The 20,183-nt window shown below is 53.2% G+C and carries 23 protein-coding genes and 1 riboswitch; of the genes, 1 reads left to right on the top strand and 22 read right to left on the bottom strand.

The window, feature by feature from the left end:
- Window positions 1-359 precede the first annotated feature (359 nt).
- The 13 genes from LBW89_RS17130 to ribD form a co-directional block, all read right to left on the bottom strand.
- The gene (locus tag LBW89_RS17130) at window positions 360-1,124 is read right to left on the bottom strand and encodes a pseudouridine synthase (RefSeq protein WP_148451865.1); all 765 of its coding nucleotides are present in this window, start codon (window positions 1,122-1,124) and stop codon (window positions 360-362) included.
- 94 nt (window positions 1,125-1,218) lie between these two features.
- Entirely contained in the window at window positions 1,219-2,205 is a 987-nt protein-coding gene (locus LBW89_RS17135; RefSeq protein ID WP_148451864.1) for a DUF2167 domain-containing protein, read from the bottom strand.
- Window positions 2,206-2,368: 163 nt separating this feature from the next.
- The gene (locus LBW89_RS17140; RefSeq protein WP_148451863.1) at window positions 2,369-2,902 is read right to left on the bottom strand and encodes a spore maturation protein; all 534 of its coding nucleotides are present in this window, start codon (window positions 2,900-2,902) and stop codon (window positions 2,369-2,371) included.
- An 8-nt stretch (window positions 2,903-2,910) separates the two neighbouring features.
- Window positions 2,911-3,543 carry a nucleoside recognition domain-containing protein gene (locus tag LBW89_RS17145; RefSeq protein WP_148451862.1) on the bottom strand — a complete coding sequence of 211 codons (633 nt, stop codon included), beginning with the start codon at window positions 3,541-3,543 and terminating at the stop codon, window positions 2,911-2,913.
- A gap of 31 nt (window positions 3,544-3,574) precedes the next feature.
- Window positions 3,575-4,744, bottom strand: coding sequence for a D-alanyl-D-alanine carboxypeptidase family protein (locus LBW89_RS17150; protein WP_225039625.1), 1,170 nt, complete (start codon window positions 4,742-4,744; stop codon window positions 3,575-3,577).
- 151 nt (window positions 4,745-4,895) lie between these two features.
- Window positions 4,896-5,396, bottom strand: coding sequence for a GerW family sporulation protein (ytfJ, locus tag LBW89_RS17155; protein WP_225039627.1), 501 nt, complete (start codon window positions 5,394-5,396; stop codon window positions 4,896-4,898).
- An 83-nt stretch (window positions 5,397-5,479) separates the two neighbouring features.
- Window positions 5,480-6,178, bottom strand: coding sequence for a DUF2953 domain-containing protein (locus tag LBW89_RS17160; RefSeq protein ID WP_148451859.1), 699 nt, complete (start codon window positions 6,176-6,178; stop codon window positions 5,480-5,482).
- 119 nt (window positions 6,179-6,297) lie between these two features.
- Window positions 6,298-6,912 carry an SMC-Scp complex subunit ScpB gene (gene scpB / locus LBW89_RS17165; RefSeq protein ID WP_148451858.1) on the bottom strand — a complete coding sequence of 205 codons (615 nt, stop codon included), beginning with the start codon at window positions 6,910-6,912 and terminating at the stop codon, window positions 6,298-6,300.
- Window positions 6,881-7,678, bottom strand: a complete 798-nt coding sequence (locus tag LBW89_RS17170; RefSeq protein WP_225039629.1) for a segregation and condensation protein A — start codon at window positions 7,676-7,678, stop codon at window positions 6,881-6,883. Before LBW89_RS17170 ends, scpB begins: the two co-directional genes overlap by 32 nt.
- Before the next feature lie 98 nt (window positions 7,679-7,776).
- The gene (ribE, locus tag LBW89_RS17175; RefSeq protein ID WP_148451856.1) at window positions 7,777-8,244 is read right to left on the bottom strand and encodes a 6,7-dimethyl-8-ribityllumazine synthase; all 468 of its coding nucleotides are present in this window, start codon (window positions 8,242-8,244) and stop codon (window positions 7,777-7,779) included.
- 68 nt (window positions 8,245-8,312) lie between these two features.
- Window positions 8,313-9,551, bottom strand: coding sequence for a bifunctional 3,4-dihydroxy-2-butanone-4-phosphate synthase/GTP cyclohydrolase II (locus LBW89_RS17180; RefSeq protein ID WP_225039631.1), 1,239 nt, complete (start codon window positions 9,549-9,551; stop codon window positions 8,313-8,315).
- A 16-nt stretch (window positions 9,552-9,567) separates the two neighbouring features.
- On the bottom strand, window positions 9,568-10,245 hold the full coding sequence (locus LBW89_RS17185) for a riboflavin synthase (protein ID WP_148451854.1): 678 nt from the start codon (window positions 10,243-10,245) through the stop codon (window positions 9,568-9,570).
- 12 nt (window positions 10,246-10,257) lie between these two features.
- Window positions 10,258-11,397 carry a bifunctional diaminohydroxyphosphoribosylaminopyrimidine deaminase/5-amino-6-(5-phosphoribosylamino)uracil reductase RibD gene (gene ribD / locus LBW89_RS17190; protein ID WP_225039633.1) on the bottom strand — a complete coding sequence of 380 codons (1,140 nt, stop codon included), beginning with the start codon at window positions 11,395-11,397 and terminating at the stop codon, window positions 10,258-10,260.
- A gap of 235 nt (window positions 11,398-11,632) precedes the next feature.
- Window positions 11,633-11,813: riboswitch (FMN riboswitch) on the bottom strand.
- A 194-nt stretch (window positions 11,814-12,007) separates the two neighbouring features.
- On the opposite strand from ribD, the gene tlp reads away from it, so the two are divergent.
- Window positions 12,008-12,232, top strand: coding sequence for a small acid-soluble spore protein Tlp (gene tlp, locus LBW89_RS17195; protein WP_148451852.1), 225 nt, complete (start codon window positions 12,008-12,010; stop codon window positions 12,230-12,232).
- Window positions 12,233-12,306: 74 nt separating this feature from the next.
- Here the strand turns inward: tlp and LBW89_RS17200 are convergent, their stop codons facing one another.
- The 9 genes from LBW89_RS17200 to LBW89_RS17240 form a co-directional block, all read right to left on the bottom strand.
- The gene (locus LBW89_RS17200) at window positions 12,307-12,741 is read right to left on the bottom strand and encodes a peptidylprolyl isomerase (RefSeq protein WP_225039635.1); all 435 of its coding nucleotides are present in this window, start codon (window positions 12,739-12,741) and stop codon (window positions 12,307-12,309) included.
- Between the two features lie 179 nt (window positions 12,742-12,920).
- Window positions 12,921-14,252, bottom strand: a complete 1,332-nt coding sequence (gene lysA, locus LBW89_RS17205) for a diaminopimelate decarboxylase (RefSeq protein WP_225039637.1) — start codon at window positions 14,250-14,252, stop codon at window positions 12,921-12,923.
- Between the two features lie 101 nt (window positions 14,253-14,353).
- Entirely contained in the window at window positions 14,354-15,943 is a 1,590-nt protein-coding gene (locus tag LBW89_RS17210) for a spore germination protein (RefSeq protein WP_225039668.1), read from the bottom strand.
- A gap of 88 nt (window positions 15,944-16,031) precedes the next feature.
- The gene (locus LBW89_RS17215) at window positions 16,032-16,457 is read right to left on the bottom strand and encodes a stage V sporulation protein AB (RefSeq protein ID WP_148451848.1); all 426 of its coding nucleotides are present in this window, start codon (window positions 16,455-16,457) and stop codon (window positions 16,032-16,034) included.
- Entirely contained in the window at window positions 16,454-17,107 is a 654-nt protein-coding gene (locus tag LBW89_RS17220; RefSeq protein ID WP_225039670.1) for a stage V sporulation protein AA, read from the bottom strand. The genes LBW89_RS17215 and LBW89_RS17220 overlap by 4 nt, the downstream gene beginning before the upstream one ends.
- 130 nt (window positions 17,108-17,237) lie before the next feature.
- Window positions 17,238-17,993, bottom strand: coding sequence for an RNA polymerase sporulation sigma factor SigF (sigF, locus tag LBW89_RS17225; RefSeq protein WP_148451847.1), 756 nt, complete (start codon window positions 17,991-17,993; stop codon window positions 17,238-17,240).
- Between the two features lie 11 nt (window positions 17,994-18,004).
- A complete protein-coding gene (gene spoIIAB, locus LBW89_RS17230; RefSeq protein ID WP_213504652.1) occupies window positions 18,005-18,457 on the bottom strand; it encodes an anti-sigma F factor in 453 nt (150 codons plus the stop codon).
- Complete coding sequence (gene spoIIAA / locus LBW89_RS17235) at window positions 18,454-18,807, bottom strand: anti-sigma F factor antagonist (protein ID WP_148451845.1); 354 nt, start codon at window positions 18,805-18,807, stop codon at window positions 18,454-18,456. The genes spoIIAB and spoIIAA overlap by 4 nt, the downstream gene beginning before the upstream one ends.
- An 89-nt stretch (window positions 18,808-18,896) precedes the next feature.
- The gene (locus LBW89_RS17240) at window positions 18,897-20,087 is read right to left on the bottom strand and encodes a D-alanyl-D-alanine carboxypeptidase family protein (protein WP_225039639.1); all 1,191 of its coding nucleotides are present in this window, start codon (window positions 20,085-20,087) and stop codon (window positions 18,897-18,899) included.
- Between the last annotated feature and the right edge of the window lie 96 nt (window positions 20,088-20,183).

Genomic DNA, 20,183 nt, shown 5'->3' on the forward strand with positions numbered 1-20,183 from the left:
AAAATGTTTGCCTCCGACTCTCACGACGAGTCACAAAACCACCATCCTCTTTCTAAAATTAAAGCGCTTTAACTTTTTGTCGTCAAATTACATGTGATTTCAATACTCACACGCATTAACCTAAAGTTTAAGTGCTTTAACTTTATTTCTTTTGTACTCTTAGCATAGAAGATCATCCCAAAATAATCAATAGTTTTTTTTGCAAATGTAATCGCTTCCTGTTATTAAAGCTTACACAACCTTATAAAATCAAGGCTTCTTCAGGCCTTTCGATTTTACTTTACGACCTAAAAGGAATGGATTCCTAAACTCATGTAATAAAAAATAACACAGCACCGACGTTGTGCTGTGTTATTTTTTCATTTGTCTTTTTTGGGGGTTGGTCTGTTTCCGGGCTTGCCGGCCGTTCTCGCCAGCTTGATTAAACCTTCGACCTCTTCCTTGGTCAAGTGACGGTATAACCCTCTCTTGAGGTTGCCGAGATACAGATCGCCGAAGGATATCCGCTTCAATTTGGTGACCGGGTGTTGAATCGCCTCAAACATTCTGCGCACCTGCCGGTTCCTTCCCTCGTAAATCGTGATGGAAATGGTCGCGTGTTTCTCTTCCGGATCGATATCGTAATATTCCACCTCGGCGGGGGCCGTCATTCCGTCCTCCAGCATGATCCCGTTCTTCAGCTTGTCCAAAGCCGTGCCATGAGGGACGCCTTTGACCGTAGCCAGATAAGTCTTCGCCACATGATGCTTCGGATGAGTCAGCAGATGGGCAAATTCGCCATCATTGGTTAACAGCAGCAAGCCTTCCGTATCGTAATCCAGGCGGCCTACCGGGTACAGCCGCTCGTTAATCCCCTTCAAATAGTCGGTGACGATTTTTCGGCCCTGTGGATCCGAGGCGCTCGTGATGACGCCTTTCGGTTTGTTGAACACGATGTACATTTTCTTCTGCGCACCGACCGTTTTCCCGTCGACGGTAATCACGTCCGCTGCGGGATCCGCTTTGGTTCCCAGTTCGGTAACGGTCTCCCCGTTGACCTGAACCCGGCCGCTTTGAATCAGTTCCTCGCACTTCCGGCGTGACGCGACACCCGCCCCCGCCAAAATCTTCTGCAATCTCTCCATGTAAATAAGTCACCTCATACACATGATACCCATAGAACCTGAAATTAACAATAGCGGGAGGCAACTTGCGCCTCCCGCATCCTATCCTTTTTCGTTATAAGGTTTGCCCTGGCCCCGGCGGATTGGCCGGACGATCCTGGGATTCTTCCGGCTGCCCGGTTTCGCCGTTCATCCCGTCCTGAGGGCCTTCCGCCACTTCCGTCGGCGGATTCTGGTTATTCTTTTTCTTACCGGTGATCAAGCGCCAAACGACGCCCAAAGCGGCGATAATGACATACCAGAACTTTCTCAACAGCAGAACCAGACCGGCGATCAGCCCGACTTTTTTCGCCACCGCTAAACCCGCTCCGCCAAGAATCAAGGCCGTCAACCCGTATTCGGCCTTCTTGTCCGTCTTGGCGTCGAAATCCTCATAACGCTGACCTTCTTTAAGCGTAAAGGCCGGCAGCAGCTGGTCCTCCAAGATCTTCTTGGATGCCCCCAGTTCGTTCGGATCGGAGACCAAAATGGCGGATACGTTGCCCTGTCGCGTTAAAATTCTAATGTTGTAGTTGATAAAGGTGTTGTTGTTAATGTCATGCCCTCGCAATGCCCAGGTCAAGCTTTTCAGCTTCTCGTCGTAGGCCGGAGGCGTTTCCCATCCGTCCACAAACATGTGATCTTCTTCCGGCCGTTCTTTGTTGCTCTCTTCAGTCCCCTTTTTGTAGCTGTCCAATAAGGCGTCAGCGTCGATTTCGTCCTTCTCGTCATCCGAAATATGACCGCTTTCTTCATATTCGAAGTAGACCGACCACGTTTGATCTTCGGCGATCGGGAATACGGAACCGATCTCCAAGCCGTTCGGGACGCCTCCGCTTTCCCGCTCGAAGGTTTGGGTGTCGGTGCCATTCAGGAACACAAAGTCCTCGCTCAGCTTCAGATCGGCCAGATTGTTCCCGAGCGTTACCGTTTGTCCTTGCCCTACGACCCAGTTCAGTTCCGTCTCGGCTTGTACGCCGGTGGACGAGAACACGGTAGTAAGCAGCAGCGCCGTTATAGCGGCCGCCCCCATTTTTTTCTTCCATGCACTTTTCATCCGCATGTTATGTAATTCCCTCTTTCCGTTATGTATTTGCAAAAAATGCAGACCTATTCATTTAACCATAACAACTAAAAAAAACCGATAACCCTGAGCGTAATCAGGAGTATCGGTCCGTGAATTTAGGACTAATAGGAACTTCATCTAGGAAAAAGGTCACGCAAAATTATCCAAACAATACAAGACATACGGCAATCGCCGCGACAAACCCGACCACGTCGGAAAACAATCCGACCTTCAACGCGTATCTTCCGTTCCGGATCCCGACTGCTCCGAAGTACACCGTCAACACATAAAGCGTCGTATCCGTGCTTCCCTGGATGGTAGAGGCAATGCGTCCGATCATCGAATCGGGTCCGTACGTTTTGATCAAATCGGTCGTAAAAGCCAATGAACCGGTCCCTGTCAACGGCCGAAGAATTCCGAGGGGCAGTACTTCCGAAGGGACGCGAAGCGCCTCCAGAAAAGGCGTCATCCACCCGACGAAAAACTCCAGCGCACCCGAAGCCCGAAAGACACTGATGGCTACCATCATACCTACCAAATGCGGAATAATCCCGATCGCCGTTGAAAAGCCGTCCTTGGCCCCATCCACAAAAGATTCGTAGACGGGAACTTTCTTTATGTAGGCGTATAAAGGAATGAATGCGATCATAACCGGCACGGCCCAGGCGGACAACAGATTGACCCAGTTCAGCAAATGTCATCTCACCTCTTCATCGATAGATTGGGCGTGGAGGGCGTAACGGTCGGCGGCTTTTTCCAGCTGTATCTTTTTCTGCACCAACGGTCCGCGGCGATGGCGGCAAATGTGGCGATGGCTGTGGCTAACAGAGTAGATCCGACGATCTCCGCGGGATTTGCCGAATGGTAATTCATGCGTATGGCGATCAAGGTCGTCGGAATCAGCGTAATGCTCGCCGTATTCAGCGCCAGCAAGGTACACATGGCGGGAGATGCCGTTTCTTTGTCGGGGTTCAGCTCCTGCAGCTGCTGCATCGCCCGAATGCCCATCGGGGTGGCGGCATTGCCAAGCCCCAGCAGATTGGCGCTCATATTCGATAAAATATATCCCATGGCGGGATGGTTCTTCGGAACATCGGGAAACAAATAGGAAACGACCGGCCCCAAAAGACGCGAGATGACTTTGACCAGGCCGGATTCCTCGGCAAGCTTCATCACCCCCATCCAAAAAACCAGAACACTGATGAGTCCGAAACAAACGGTTACTCCGGTAGCGGCTCCTTCAAAAGCAGCCTGGGTAACCACGTTAATGTCGCCTTTCACGGCGGCGAATAAAAAACCGATGAGTATTAAGGCTAGCCATATTTTATTGACCACCAAGATTTCCCCCTTCCGCAAAAACGCTCCATTAATCCCCCGCCAGGAACAGCCTCCTCAGCACCGTTTCCAGCGAGCCGGGCCGCTTGCCGCCCGATTGATCGAAAGAAGAAGCCGCACCCTGCCCGAAGCTGCTTGCCGCGGGCGGGGCGCCGTCGTCGGAGCGACTTTGGTAGACCGGTACCTTGCCGATTTCCCGCCCTTGAAGCGAAACTACAATCTCTCCGCGATAACCGAAGGACAAGGCACCCCCTTCCCTGATCTTCAGACGGAGCTCGACCTCCCGCTTCTCGCTATCCGTGAGCGGGTATCGAAACCCGCTGCCGGCGGTTAAGCCGGTTTTCACCGCTTGCCCTTCTTCGATCAGCGTTTCCAAGGGAAAATGGGCGAAGCCGAAATCCAGCAATTTTCGATGGTCGTTCCAGTCATCCCCGTCGTTGATCGTGACCGCGACCAACTGCTGGCCGCCACGGGTGGCGGAACTGACCAGACAGCGCCTTGCCGTCTTGGTATACCCTGTTTTCACGCCGTCTGCCCCTTCATAAAAGCGGAGCATTTTATTTTTGTTATCCCAGCGGTAATCCCAGGGATCGTTAGGGTTCGGCGCTTTGCGGCTCGGCGTTTTCACGATTTCTTTAAATAAAGGGTTGTGCAGGGCGTACGCCGTAAGCTTGGCCAAATCGTTCGCCGAAGAATAATGCCCTTTGGCATCAAGCCCGTGTGGATTCTTAAATTGCGTATGCTCCAGCCCAAGCAGCTTGGCCTTCTGGTTCATCAAATACACGAACCCTTCCTCGGAACCGCCGACATGCTCGGCGATCGCCGTCGCCGCGTCGTTGCCGGACCTGAGCATCAAGCCGTAGAGCATGTTCTCCAGGCTCATTTCCTCGCCGAGGCGAAGATAGATCGACGAGCCCTCTTTGCCGTACGCGTTCCGGCTCACTTTGACAAGGTCGCCGGGTTTACCGTGCTCGATCGCGACGATGGCCGTCATGATCTTGGTCAGACTGGCGATGGGAAGCTCTTGGTCTCCCGACGAACTGTATAGGATCCGCCCGGATGACACATCGATCAGCGAGGCCGCCTGAGCGTGCGTTGTCGGGGCCGCCGGCTCACCCTGCGCGCGTCCCGATAACGATAGCGCACATATAAGGCTTAAGCTAAACATGCCAAGAGCCCGAATTCTGGATGTACGTTTCATCTTTATTCCTCCGACTTTCGCTTATGCGAACTGGTATATTATATGCTGCGGTTCATGGGAGTATGTCCAAGCCCTGATCGGCAAACACAACGGCACTTTCGCTACTGTTCAAAAAAAGACCCCTCCCGGGGTCCCGGAAAGGGAGCAGCGATTACGCAAAAGGATGGATAGCGGGAGTTGGGGATGTTCCAACCGTCGCGTTCGCCATGTTTGCCGTTGACATTGCGCCTGTTGTCTGTGTCTGTGCTCCGCCGTTGTTCGGCAGCATCGATTGGATTCGGTCGATCACCGAAGGAACGGCGTCGATGATTTTCTCCATCAGATGGGTCTGATTGTCCAACGGAACGATATTTACCCCCTGCTTGCCCACGACCAGGAAGGCGATGGGATTGATCGATACGCCGCCGCCGCTGCCGCCGCCGAACGGCCGGCCTTTTCCGCCGTCGGCATGCGTTGCGCTTTTTCCGTCTTGCTCGTCAAGGTTAAAGTCGCTTCCCCCTGCGGCAAAGCCGAAGCCAACGCGGCTGATCGGTAAAATGACGCTTCCGTCCGGCGTCTGGACGGGCTCGCCCACGATCGTGTTCACATCGACCATATCTTTAATATTTTCCATAGCGGTCTGCATAAGGCCTTGGATTGGATGTTCATTCATTGGGTCATTACCTCCTTAATAAACCGAATTTATTAAGCAAGCATTAGGTTGTCCTGTCCCGAAGGGAAATATGCAAGCCGTCCCTATTGCGGTTTTGTTCCGGTAAGGAGCCGACGCCATCTTTTCAAGCCGCCCTTTACTTTCAAAACCCGATAAATCAATATCAGTCCGGCGTAAACAGCATAACCGAAGCTAATTTCAGCCCTGCAGACCAATTCCGTGGAGAATGTCGGGCTTGTCCCGAACAGGGGAACGACAAACAGCTTGGGACGCCGGCGCAGCCTGATATGATAGGACAGCCATCCGACAATCGTGCTTTTTACGGCCCACAAAGCTCCGGTTAGCGTAGCGGTATGCGCCGCGTCCCGCATGGCCACATTGGTGGACCAATCGAACTGGACAAAAGAGATCTTTTGAAGCGTGTTGACCAGCCATCTTTTAAACCCTTCCGTCGCCGTCACCAACTCACGAAGCTGCTGCATCCAATGTTTTACCTTATCCTTGTTGATCGCGTCCTCCCCGGCAGCCGAAGGCCCGGGCGTAAAATTGTCGATCCGGCCGCTCTCGACCCACAAACCTTTCTTCAGATCGGCAAAACCCATGGCCGGAATTTCATAATGAAGCGATAACAAACCGAACAGAAGTGTGACGTCAAGCTGGATCAGTTCGTCCCGGTTTTCTTTTTTAGCTCTCAAGCGAATTGTAATTTTGGAATTCAGGATGACGAATAGGACGACCAGCAGCAACAAAACCAGGATGCTTCCGAGCCAAAAAATCCACACAGGAAAGCCCTCCATGCCATTCTATGGAATATTAAGCTCCGATTAGTATGACTCGGGGTTCCTAAAAAAATTACAGGTTTGCCAAAAATAAAAAAACCGCCCCACCGGGACGGTTCTAATTAATTCGGTTCATCCTTGTCCACATCGTCAAACGTCAACTGCTGTTCCTCCAGTTTCTGGAATAACAGCTGCGTTTCCTCTTCCAACTGCTCGCTGCTTTCGAAATCGGCCAAATCCGGCAAATCTTGAAGGCTCGCAAGTCCGAAATAATCGAGGAACGCCTTTGTCGTCCCGTACAAAATCGGTCTGCCGATCGCATCCGCCCGGCCCACTTCTTCGATCAAATCCTTATTGACCAGCGTGTGGATCGCCCGTTCCGACTTGACCCCGCGAATTTCCTCCACTTCAATCCGGGTAATCGGCTGACGGTATGCGATGATGGAGAGCGTCTCCAAGGCCGCCTGCGACAAAGTGGAACGCGAGGGGGAGTAGGCCAGTTTCTCGAAATACGGCGCATGCTGAGGCAACGTGGCCAACTGGTAGTTTCCGGCGATCTGAACGATCTGCAGCCCCCGACCCTGATTCTCGAAGGAGCTCTTCATATCCTGCAAGGCTTCGACAATCAAGTCCTGCCGCTGGTCTGTCACTTCCGCCAGCTGCTTCGGACTGATGCCTTCCTCCCCCGCCAGAAAGAGCAACCCCTCAATAATCGATTTCAATTCCTGATAATTCATCGGCCTTTCCTTCCCCTCTCCACTCCATGACGATATCATCGAACAATTTGTTCTGGTAGCATACGATTTGTTTCATTTTCATTAACTCCAATACGGCCAAAAAAGTCACGACAATCTCATGTCTGTGCATCTCCTGATGCAGCAGCTTGGAAAATAACAGTCTTCCGCCTTTTCCCACGGTTTCCAGGGCGGACACGACCTCCCTAATCCGGTCCTTTACCGAAATTTCGTCGCGATGAATCCGCGCCACCGCATTACGCTTGACGGATTTACGGATCGCCCTCTGAAACACCGCGATCAAATCGGCGGCGTGAAGCCCCTTTACCGGATTCTCCTCGATGTCCGGCAAATAGGGCGTTAAATCTTCGGGCTCTTTGGAAAAGATCAAGCTGCGCTCCCACTCGCGCTCATGAAGATGCTCGGCAATCCCTTTATATTTGCGATACTCGATCAACTGGCGGATCAGCTCGTCCCTCGGATCCTCTTCTTCCTCCAGCAAATAATCGAAATCGTCCTCCAGTTCAATAACGGGCGGTTTGGGCAGGAGCTGTTTGGATTTTATGGACAGCAGCGTGGCCGCCATGACGAGGAACTCGCTGGTTACCTCAAGTTCCAATTCCTGCATATTGTGCAAATACTCGAGGTACTGGTCCGTGATCTCACTGATCGAAATTTGGTGAATATCGATCTCGGCCTTATCGATCAGATGCAGCAGCAAATCCAGCGGCCCCTCAAATGTCTCCAGTTTATATAATACGGTCGTCAATGAACATCCTCCACCCGTCGTACCAATCGCGAAGCAACCCGTGCCTCTAAAAAGAAAAATGCAGTACCCGAAAAATAGGGTACTACATTAAATAAGCACTATTTTAGCTGTTTCGTCAAGTTTGCCATTTCGATCGCGGCCATTGCGGCGTCCCAGCCCTTGTTCCCGGCCTTGGTACCCGCTCGCTCAATCGCCTGCTCGATATTTTCCGTCGTCACGACGCCGAATATGGTCGGTATGCCAGTCTTCAGACCGATGGCCGCAACGCCCTTGGCCACCTCGTTGCAGACATAATCATAATGCGACGTGGAACCCCGAATGACGGTGCCGAGAGTGATGACCGCGTCGTAATTCCCGCTTTCCGCCAGCTTCTGCGCGGCCAAAGGAATTTCAAACGCCCCCGGTACCCATGCGACGCTGATTTCTTCTTCCTTGACGCCGTGACGCTTCAGGGCATCGAGCGCTCCGCTAAGCAGCTTGCTTGTAATAAACTCGTTAAACCGGCCTACAACGATGCCGTATTTTAAACCTTCCGATACCAGATTGCCTTCAAAAACATTCATCATGAATTTCATCCTCCCTGTGATTGAAACTTGTTTATGTGCCGATTTCGAAACGGACGTGTTGCCCGATCTTAAACCTCGGCGGATTCGTTCTGCTCCAGATCGTCGAATTTCAGCATATGCCCGAGCTTGGCTTGCTTCGTATGCAGATAACGGGTATTGTCGGCATTCTCTTTCATTTGCAGCGGTACCCGTTCCACCACTTCCAAACCGTATCCTTCCAGGCCTTTAATCTTTCGCGGATTATTCGTAAGCAGCCGGATTTGGCGTACGCCCAAATCCTTGAGAATTTGCGCTCCGATGCCGTAATCCCGCAGGTCGGCCGGGAAGCCCAGCTTCAGGTTGGCGTCGACCGTATCGAATCCCTCTTCCTGCAGCTTGTAGGCTTTCAGCTTGTTGACCAGTCCGATCCCGCGGCCTTCCTGGCGCATATAGAGGAGAACCCCTCGCCCTTCTTGTTCGATCTGGCGTAGCGCGGCTTCGAATTGCGGGCCGCAATCGCAGCGGTGCGAGTGAAAGACGTCGCCGGTGAGACATTCGGAGTGAACCCGAACCAGAACCGGTTCATTCCCGTTGATGTCGCCTTTAACGAGGGCCACATGTTCCTTGGTGTCCACCTCATTCGTATAAGCTACCGCCCGGAATTCACCGTAATCGGTCGGCATCCGTACCTCGACTTCCCGGTTGACCAGCTTTTCCTTCTCGTTGCGGTAATGTATCAGATCTTTGACGCTGATGAGCTTCAAATCATGCTTCCTGGCGATTTCCACCAGATCGGGGAGTCTCGCCATCGTCCCGTCCTCTTTAATCACCTCGCAAATGACGCCGGCGGGATACGAGCCGCACATCCGGGCCAGATCGACGGCCGCTTCGGTATGACCCGCCCGGCGCAGAACGCCGCCCTTCTTGGCGATCAGCGGGAACATATGGCCCGGCCGCCGGAAGTCCGACGGCTTCGCCTTCGGGTCCATGATCCCGCGAACCGTTAAAGAGCGCTCATAGGCGGAAATTCCGGTCGTCGTATCTTTATGATCGATCGAAACGGTAAACGCCGTCCCGTGGTAGTCGGTATTTTGGGTAACCATCGGCGCCAGTTCCAGTTCCTCGGCACGCTCCGCCGTAATCGGCAGACACACCAGCCCACGGCCCTGAGTGATCATAAAATTGATCACTTCCGGCGTGGCCTTCTCGGCCAGCGCCACAAAATCCCCTTCATTTTCCCGGTCTTCGTCATCCACCACGATGATCACTTTGCCGCGCATCAGTTCGTATATCGCTTCTTCCACGCGGTCCAGTTGAAACTCGCTCATGGGAATCCCTCCAATTTTACATAAATCCGTGCTCCGACAGAAATTGCGGATCGATGCCGCGCGTGGAAGCGGAAGCCGTCTTCCGGACTCCATTTCCCGAAGCTCCGTAATTCAAAAGATGTTCTACATATTTGCCAAGCACATCGCACTCCAGGTTAACCGTATCCCCCGCCCCTTTATAGGCGAGGATCGTCTCTTTTAGGGTATGGGGAATAATCGATATGGAAAACCCGCCGTCATGCGTTTCTACCACGGTCAGACTGATCCCGTCCACCGTAATGGAACCTTGGGGAATGATGTACCGCGAGAGGGAAGCGTCGGCCAGTCGGATCTCGTATACGACGGAATTTTGATCCTGACGTTTACGCACGATTTGACCCGTTCCGTCCACATGACCCTGCACGATATGACCGCCGAACCGGCCGCCGGCCGCCATCGCCCGTTCGAGATTGACTTTGCTGCCGGACTTCAGATCCTTGAGGTTGGTATGCCGGTACGTTTGCGGCATCACATCGACCATAAACGAATGATCGTCAAAAGATACCGCCGTCAGGCATACCCCGTTAACGGCGATGCTGTCGCCCGGTTTTAACCCTTCGGTGACGACCTTGGCCGCAATGTGCAGAACTAGCGCTTCCCCTTGACGGCTAACCGATTTCATCGTCCCGATCTCCTCGATAAGCCCTGTAAACATTGGCTGCCTCCTTTACGCTTCCGTACTTCCTTGGATGTCCGCTTGCTCCTTCTCCGGCCAGACCGGCCTTCCTTGAATATAGACATTGTCTCCGATCGTCTCGACTTCTACACTTGTCAGCGTTACGGCCTCGCTCATTTTTTCATATCCCGAGAAAATAAAGCTTCCCGGCGCTTCGCCCCCGCCGATCAATTTCGGGGCGAGAAACAAGACGATCTCGTCCACCAGCCTCTTTTCCAGCAGGGAGCCGTTCAATCGTCCGCCGCCCTCGACCAGAACGGAGGAGATTTCCCGTTCCCCGAGTCTCTGGAGCGCCAGCTGCAAATCAACATGAGGCCCCGCCCCGCAGGGAATCACCTCAATGCCCCGCTCCGCCAGGACAGCCATCTTTGCGCGGTCCGCCATCTCGGTCGTCAGGACGAGGGTCGGCGCCGCTCCGTCGCTCAGCACCCGGCTGGCGACAGGAACGCGAAGCGTCGAATCCACGATAATACGCACCGGATCCAATCCGGGAACCGCCAGGCGTGTCGTCAATTGCGGATCATCCGCAAGCACCGTTCCGGAGCCGACCATAATGCCCTGATGGCGGTGTCGCATCGTATGCACGATTTCGCGCGAGGCTTCATTCGAAATCCACTTGCTGTCGCCCGTTTTCGTCGCGATTTTCCCGTCCAGCGTACTGGCCGTTTTAATCGTCACGTAAGGAAGACCGGTTGTAATGTATTTGATGAATTTCCGGTTTAACGCCACGGCCCGGTCTCGAAGCACCCCGGTCGTCACTTCAATCCCGTTTTGCCGCAGCAGTCCGATTCCCCGCCCGGCCACCTGCGGGTTGGGATCTTCGGTGGCCACGACAACCCGTGCCACCTTATCCTCGATCAACCGCTCCGCGCAAGGAGGCGTCATGCCGTAATGGCTGCAAGGCTCCAGCGTAACGTATACCGTGCTCCCTTCGGCCAAGGGGCCCGCCATGCGGAGCGCGTGCACTTCCGCGTGCGGCGTTCCCCTTTTCAGGTGGGCGCCCAGGCCGACCACCGCGCCGTCTTTCACCACGACGGCTCCGACGACCGGATTGATCCCGGTCTGCCCCTGGGCGCGTTCGGCCATTTGCAGGGCGAGCTCCATGTAATATTCATCGCCGATCGTTTGCATAACCGCCCCTCCTTGTGCCTTAGACATAAAAAACTCCTGCCGGAGCATTCCGGCAGGAGCTGTTGAGAGTGATCATCCGCGAAATAAAAGCTGCATTAAATTACACCTAACCAAGCCATGATAAAATCATAGCCTGCAGGCATACTTCGCCTCCGTCAAAACGAACATATCGTTCAACATGGAAACACAAATAGACCATGTGAAAACATGAACTTTAACGTACGAATGCTTTTCGCGTCTCCTTCTCCCATCCAGACTATACTGTCGGTCCCGGAATCGCACCGGCTCAGCCATATGCGGGCAGATCCCGCATACGGGTCACGGACTTGTGCCGGCCTCGGTTTCCGCTATTGCTGGAAATCTCAAGACCCGCCATCACCGTCGGTAGGGAATTTCACCCTGCCCCGAAGGAATGCATATAAATTTGATAAAGTCATAAATCCATCTGACTTGAGGAAAGAATAGCATAAAAAAAATAAAAATACAACAACGCCGCAAATCGGCTTGGGCTCTGCTAAGCCAAACCCCTTTCCGGAATAAAATCAGCGCTCGAGTGCGACAATAACATTGCCCCGCTTCCCGGGGAAGAAACCTTCAGGAGGGAACTGCCATGGCCAAACCCGACAACCGCGCCGATAATGTGGAAAAGCTGCAGGACAACATCCAAAATACGATCCGCAACTTCCGCGAAGGCCAGGAATACTTGAGCGAGCATGCCGACGAAATCACCGGCGAGGAAAAGCGGCAAATTGAAGAAAAGAATGCCCGCCGTCTGGACAGCATCCGCGGCTTCCGGGAGGAAGTCAAGGACGAAGCGGCCGACCGGCAATCTTAACTTCATTCATCATGAAATAGCGAAAGGGCTCCCTTGGCCGAAGATCGGCCGGGAGCCCTTTCGCATTTCGGGGATTACTCGTCCCAGACGGTAACCTCTTTCATTTTATCCCCTGGGCGGATCTGGTCCACCAGGTCCATTCCGGAAGTGACTTTACCGAATACGGTATGTACTCCGTTCAGGTGAGGCTGCGGCTCATACACGATGAAGAACTGGCTGCCGCCGGTATCTTTCCCGGCATGGGCCATCGACAGCACGCCGCGCTCATGCTTCGTCGTATTCGTTGCCGTTTCGCACTTGATCGTGTAGCCTGGACCGCCGGTGCCGTTTCCGATCGGGCATCCGCCTTGAGCTACAAAGCCGGGGATCACGCGGTGGAACGTCAAGCCGTTATAGAAGCCGGAATTCGCCAACTTCTCGAAATTCGCCACCGTACCCGGAGCTTCTTCGGGCAGAAACTGGATCTCCACTTCTCCGCCCTTTTCCAAAACGATCTTTCCTTTTTTCATATGGGTCACTTCCTCTTCTTCTTTAGTGAGCATACACGTGGGACAAACCTATTCCAGTGTACTATGAAATCCCTCCGGTAGCAAAATACGGACTTAAAAAGCAGGTACCGAAAAAGCCAGTTCATCGAAATGAACTGGCTCCGCACCTCTGTTTTTTAAGTTTCTATCACCAGGCCTTTTTATTTCAAAGACGGCTGTTTGGCGATGCGCTCGGGAATCACGTCGCAGGAGGTAATGTCCTGCAGGGTCTCCCGCTTGACCACCAGATCGCTTTGACCGTTTTGAACGAACACGACCGCAGGGCGGCGGATCCGGTTGTAATTGCTTGCCATCGCGTAGTTGTACGCCCCGGTGCAAGCGACCGCCAGCAAATCGCCGGATTTGACCTTCGGCAGTTCCAGATCCCAGATCAACATGTCGCCGCTTTCGCAGCATTTCCCCGCGATGGACACCGTCTCCTCGGCCGCATCCAGCCCGCGGTTCGCCAGCATGGCTTCATACTTGGATTCGTACAGCGCCGGACGCGGGTTATCGGTCATACCGCCGTCAACGGAAACATACTTCCGGACCCCCGGGATGTCCTTGCTCGTACCCACCGTGTAAAGCGTCGTTCCGGCGTCGCCCACGATACTGCGACCCGGCTCCACCCAAATTTCCGGCAGTTGCGGATAACCGGCGGCAAAAGAAGATTTTACCGCGTCCGTAATCGCCTTCACATAATCGGAAACTTGAAGCGGCGTGTCCTCGGACGTGTAGCGGATGCCGAAGCCTCCACCAAGGTTGATGACTTTAAAGATCACATTCAGTTGATCTTTGACGCGAAGCGAAAATTCCGCCACGCGTTCCACCGCCATCTGGAAGCCTTCGACCTCAAAAATTTGCGAGCCGATATGGGAATGCAGCCCGAGCAAATTCAGATTCAAGCTCCGGGAAGCCTGTTCTACCGCTTCATAAGCGGAGCCGTTCCCGATATCGAAGCCGAACTTCGAATCCGTTTGCCCGGTGGAAATGTATTCGTGGGTGTGGGCCTCCACCCCTGGCGTTACGCGCAACAGGATGTTGACGGTGACGCCTTTTTCGGCGGAAAGCGCCTGCAGCATGTGCATCTCGGTAAAATTATCCACGACGAAACAGCCAATGTTGGCCTGAATGGCCATCTCCAGCTCTTCCGGGGTTTTGTTATTGCCGTGAAAATGGATACGCTGCGCAGGGAAACCAGCTTGCAGTGCCGTATATAATTCCCCTTCCGATACGACGTCAAGGGAAAGTCCCTCTTCCTCGGCCAGCCGGCACATGGCCATGACGCAGAACGCTTTGCTGGCGTATGCCACCTGGAAGGACAAGCCCGATGCCCGGAACGCTTCCATATATTCACGGCATCTTTGCCGGATCAAGGCTTCATCCATAATATACAGCGGAGTGCCGTAAGTTTCTTTCAGCTCTACCGTATCGCATCCGCCGATTTCCAGATGTCCCTTGGAATTGATTTTGCTGGTACCGTGTAAATACATCTATGCAGTCCTCCACTTTCAGTTTTCATCAGTATAGCAAACAACCACCCAACTGAAAAATGGATTTTTAGGAATATCATTTGTGTTTTTTTCGGACTGGCTTACGAATCCCGTCTCTCGCGCGGCATCCTCGTCCGGTCCCTCGTCTTGTTCATGGAAGGCCTTAGCTTGGAAGTGAGCACCGGAACACGGAGGATGATAGCTGCCATCGCCTTTGCATTAAAAGGAATAAACGGCCACAGGTAGGAAGTATTAAACGACCGCTGCAAGCTTAGAAAAATGACAAACGCCGTGATTCCGCCGATAAACCCGGGGCCCCCGAAAATCGACACCAGGATAATCATCAGTAACCTGACCACCCGGTTCGCCAGCCCCAGCTCATAGCTCGGCGTGGCGAACATGCCGATGGCGGCGACCGCCATGTACAGCACCACCTCGTTAACGAACAGACCGCTCTTTACCGCGATATCCCCGATCAAAATCGCCGCAATCAACCCCATGGCGGAGGCCAGCGGCGTGGGGGTGTGAACCGCGGCCATGCGCATCAGATCCACCCCGAATTCCACCATCAGGAACTGGGCGATCAGCGGAATTTTGGCCATTTTTTGCGGTCCGATAAAGTCCAACGCTACCGGTTTTAGTTCCGGATGAATGACGACGAGAAGCCATAACGGCAAAAGAAATAAAGAGGCGAAGATGCCGAAAAATCTGACCCAGCGCAAATAGGTGCCCATAAACGGCGTCTGCCGGTTTTCTTCCGCATGCTGGCAGAGGTCGAAGAAGCTCGTCGGCAAAATCATGACACTCGGGGAAGTGTCGACAAGGATCACAACCCGTCCCTCCATCAAATGCGAGGCGACAACGTCCGGACGCTCGGAATAGCGCACCATCGGATAGGGGTTCCAGCCCCTCTTGACGATCGCTTCCTCCAACTGCTTGTCGGCCAGCGGAATCCCGTCGAGTTCCACCGCCTGAATCTTTTCTTTTACGGCGTCAACCAGCACCTTGTCCACGATGTCATCGATATAGGCCACGCAGACATCGGTTTGCGAGCGGCGGCCTACCTTCATCACTTCGAATTTTACACCGGGGTCGCGCAGGCGTCTGCGTACCAGAATCACGTTCGTCACCAAAGTCTCCGTAAATCCGTCCCTCGCGCCGCGAACAACCCGTTCGAGGGAGGGCTCCTCGGGGCTGCGCACCGGATAAATGCGGGTATCCAGCAGAATCGCCGACTGCTCCCCTTCGATAAAAAAAGCACTCATGCCGACCAGAACACCGTTGATGGCCTTGCTCAGTTCATCCGTTTTCTCAACTTGGATATGAGGAATGTACAGTTCGAAAAAAGATCGCAGCGCGCCTGAACTTAAGTCTTCGGGAGTCAAATAAGTCAGCCGTTTGAGGACTTCCTGAAGAATCGTGTCCTTAACGAAGCCATTAATAAAGAAAAGTCCGGTCTTCTTGCCGCCGAACGTCATTTCGCGAAAAACGATATCGAAACCCTGGCCCAACCCGACGACTTCTTCGAGCGTTTTTTTCGTCGTCGTCAGGCTGCGGCTGATTTGATCGCTCTTCTGCCAATAACGGATCGATTCCTTCACGGAGTCGGATCGTTCGGCTTCCACCTTATGACGCAGGGCCCGCTTTGCCTCCTCGCTGCCCTCCCAATCGTACTCGCCAAAAGCCGGCATGAATTTCGGCTCCTCTCCAGTGTGTTCCCCGCTTCCCGGGCCGCCTCGTTCCTGACCCACCATCTTACATCAGCCTCCTTAAATCTGTTTACTTTCTGTAGATAAACCATTCGAAAAAGGAACCGGCCACTTTCCCGCACACCATCGCCATCAGGAGGCCGACCAGATCGTTTTGCATCCGCAGCCTTTTGGCCAGAATAGGTAGAACGTTCAGCACCTCCGTAAGCGCTGCGGCCAACATACCGATAAACACGCCGTTTAACAAACCTATAAAGCCGGAAGCAAGCCAGGGACCTGACAGCTTCCAATTCCAGAAATCCGCAATCGTCCCGATAAAGGAACCTCCGACCATCGCTCCCTCATACCAATGGACCTTGTTATATGACTTCGTCACTTGGGCCAACCGCGGAATCACATCCAAAACAATGTATAAAGCGATCACCCCGCCTCCAACGGCGATGCCTCCCGCCAAGCCGATAAACAGCGTTACAAACGATGACAGAACGGAACTCAAGGCTCCGTCTCCTTCCGGTCCCGGGAGGCTTCCGCTCGACGTTTCTTCTCGTACTCTTCGGCAATCACATACTGGTTTAGGTTCTCTTGATACAGATACATTTCGACTTCCAGCGGAGAAGGCTCTTCATTCCACTTTTTCTTGAACAGATGGTTGAAGAAGATGATCATTCCGAGGCCGATCCCGATGGAGTATGCGCCTTGAAACAAATAGGGGTGATCGTCCCTCTTTCCCGTCAGCATTTCGACGATTCTGATTTGCACTTGCGGCATGCTTACATCGGCATGAAAATTCATGATCGTCAGCGCCGCTCCGAAAAACAACAGCAACCAGACGAGAATAAACAGGGAGCGCGACGGTTTTTTTTCGTCGGCCACCATCTCAATGAGAACATGGGGCTCCCCCAGTAATTCGATCCGTAAGCCGGGAAAGCGCTTATGAATGCATTCGATGACCTGAAGCATGTCAACAACCAGCAGATTCCCCTCATGGTAATCCGGCCGTTCCAGCACAAGCGTCTTAAGTTCTTCCTCATATTCAGGTTCCGCCAGGATGCGGGCGATGTCTTTCAAGCGGACCGCGCGGCCGGCCTGGAGTTTGACATACTTGCGCAGTCGCAGATAAACGGGAGTTGCCGTCCCTTTCTCCATCATGGACACCCCTCTACTGCCGTAATGTCCATAGTATGCCAAGTCCCCCTGCGCTTTACTCAAAACCGAAAAGCCGCCCGGATACTATCCTGGACGGCCTTTCGTGTCACATATTAAAATATTTACTAAGCTACTGGGCGATCTGGTCCCGAATGCTCTGCAGTATTTTCTTCTCGAGACGGGAGACCTGAACCTGGGATATTCCCAGCCGGTTGGCCACCTCGGATTGGGTCTGATCCCGATAATATCGCAGATAAACGATGAGCCTTTCCCGTTCGCTGAGTCCGTCGATGGCTTCGTGCAGCGCCAGCTTATCGAACCAGCGTTCCTGAGATTCATCGGCGATTTGATCCATCAGTGTGATCGGATCCCCGTCGTTTTCAAAGACGGTTTCGTGAATGGAAGCCGGCGGTTTGTTCGCCTCCTGGGCAAAAACCACATCCTCCGGAGTCACCCCGAGTTCCTCGGCCACTTCTTTGACCGTGGGGAGCCGATTCAACACCTTGGACAATTCATCCTTCTTTTTTCGCACCTTGTTGGCCATTTCCTTCAGCGAGCGGCTGACCTTCAGCGTGCCGTCATCGCGCAGGAAACGCTGAATTTCTCCAATGATCATCGGCACGGCGTATGTTGAAAATTTGACGTCGTAGCTGAGGTCGAACTTGTCGACCGATTTCAACAGGCCGATACAGCCGATCTGAAACAAATCTTCCGGTTCGTAGCCGCGGTTCATAAACCGCTGCACCACCGACCAGACCAGCCGGATGTTGCAATTCACCAGCCGATCCCGGGCCGCGTTGTCGCCGCTCTGGCTTAAGGCGATCAGCCGCTTGACTTCGTTATCGTCCAAATATTCTCTCGAGGCTTGCTTCACTTCGGCATCCATAGCTCCAACCCCTAATTGTACAAAGCTTTCTTAGATACAATCCTTTTCTTCATCCGGATGGAAGTGCCTTCGCCCATCTCGCTGGTCACCTCAAATTCGTCCATGAAATTCTCCATGATGGTGAAGCCCATTCCCGACCGCTCCAGCTCCGGTTTGGACGTATACAGCGGCTGCTTGGCCAGCTCCACGTCCTCAATGCCTCGGCCTTGATCCTCCACCGTAAGAATCACCGTGTCCCCTTCAATAGACGCCGTGATGGTAACGATCCCTTCGGAATCGCCATCATAACCGTGAATGATCGAATTCGTCACCGCCTCGGAGACGACCGTCTTCAAATCGGTGATTTCATCCATCGTCGGATCAAGTTGGGAGACGAATGCGGCAACCGTCACCCGGGCGAACGATTCGTTTTCCGATTTGGCGGCAAACTGCAGCTTCATGAAATTACGGTCAATCTGGTTCATAGGGCAACCCCCAATTCCGAAAGCGCCTGGCTTTCATCTTCGTGCACCGACATGATTTTAAACAGCCCGGACATGTCAAACAGCCGATGAACCGGCGGATTCACTCCGCAGACGACCATTCTTCCGCCCTTTTGCTTAATCAGCTTATACCGGCCCAGAATAACGCCGATCCCCGAGCTGTCCATAAACTGCAGCGATTCCAGGCTGAGCAATAGATGGCGGCAGGTTCCCTTCGCGATTTCCTCGTCCAGGGATAAACGGACCTCGTCGGCGGTATGGTGATCCAACTCTCCAACCAAACGAACGATCAGCGTATCCCGGTGCCTTCTCATTTCAACTTGCAGATTCACGTCTGTTCACTCTCCTCCCTGACATGAACACAACAATTCTACGACCCTGCGCCGTATTCCTTCCCGCTGACAAAACTAGAAGAAAACCGCTACGAATCTACAAAAAACAATTGGGAGGCCGTCCGCTTGAACAAAGTCCACCATCCGGCTTTCTTGATGGCGGTGGCGGCTTTCAGTTCAAATTCGTTCAGTACCTTGCCGTCCTGGTAGACCACAAGCTTGCCGATGATCTGTCCTTCTTGAACCGGGGCGGCGATTTTCTCCGGAACCTCCAGCTTGTGCGTAATGTTGCCTTGGGCGGACCCTTTCTTAACCAGAACGCTCATCGTACGCGACGCGGCGACATCCAAGTGAGCCGTTTCCCCCTTCTGTACCTTGATTTTGCCGATGACTTCGCCGGCTTTGTAGATCGGATGAAGGGCATACTGGGAAAAGGCGTAGTCGAACATCGCGGATACCTCGGCATTTCGGATCTTGGTGTTCGGCTCACCGAGCACGACCGCGATCAGTCGCATACCGTCGCGTTTGGCGGTAGCCGCCAGACAAAAACGGGCCTCGGACGTATATCCGGTTTTCAGACCGTCCGCACCGCTATAAAACCGTACCAGTTTGTTCGTGTTCACGAGCCAGAACGGCTTCTCCGTATTTTTGCGCAAATAATCTTGATACGAACCGGTATACTTTGTGATCGTCTCGTATTTGAGCAGTTCCTTGCTCATCATAGCGATGTCATGCGCCGAGGAATAATGATTTTCCACAGGCAGGCCGTTACAGTTGGAAAAATGCGTGTCCTTAAGTCCCAGCTGTTTTGCCTTCTCATTCATCATTTGAACGAAAGCTTTTTCCGTTCCGGCGATTTTTTCCGCTAGAGCTACGGAAGCGTCGTTGCCCGATGCCATCGCGACACCTTTCAATAGCTCGTCCACGGTCATTTCTTCCCCCGGTTCCAGGAAAATTTGCGAACCGCCCATAGAAGCCGCATATTCGCTGGCGGTGACCTTATCGGTCAGTTTCAGCTTGCCCTGGTCGACCGCCTCCATGGTTAAGAGCATCGTCATAATTTTGGTAATACTCGCTGGCGGCAACTTCTCATGGCTTTTTTTCTCGTAAATGACCGTGCCCGTATCCGCATCGATCAGAATCGCCGACAGCGCATGGTCCGCCAAGGCAATCCCCTCGTTCGCCGTATGCGGCCCTCCGTGGTTGGCCGATACGGCGGACGGCAGGAACGGAACGGCCAGCAGCAGCGCCAACAAACCGATAAACAACCGTTTTTTCAACGTACTTCCCCCTTCGAATAAAAATCAGGATTCTGCTAACCTAGTATGCTCTTGTTCCTGTCATATTATTCCTTTCCATAGCGGTTTCTTTTAATC

The sequence above is a fragment of the Paenibacillus sp. alder61 genome, from assembly GCF_020179875.1.
Taxonomy (GTDB): domain Bacteria; phylum Bacillota; class Bacilli; order Paenibacillales; family Paenibacillaceae; genus Fontibacillus; species Fontibacillus faecis.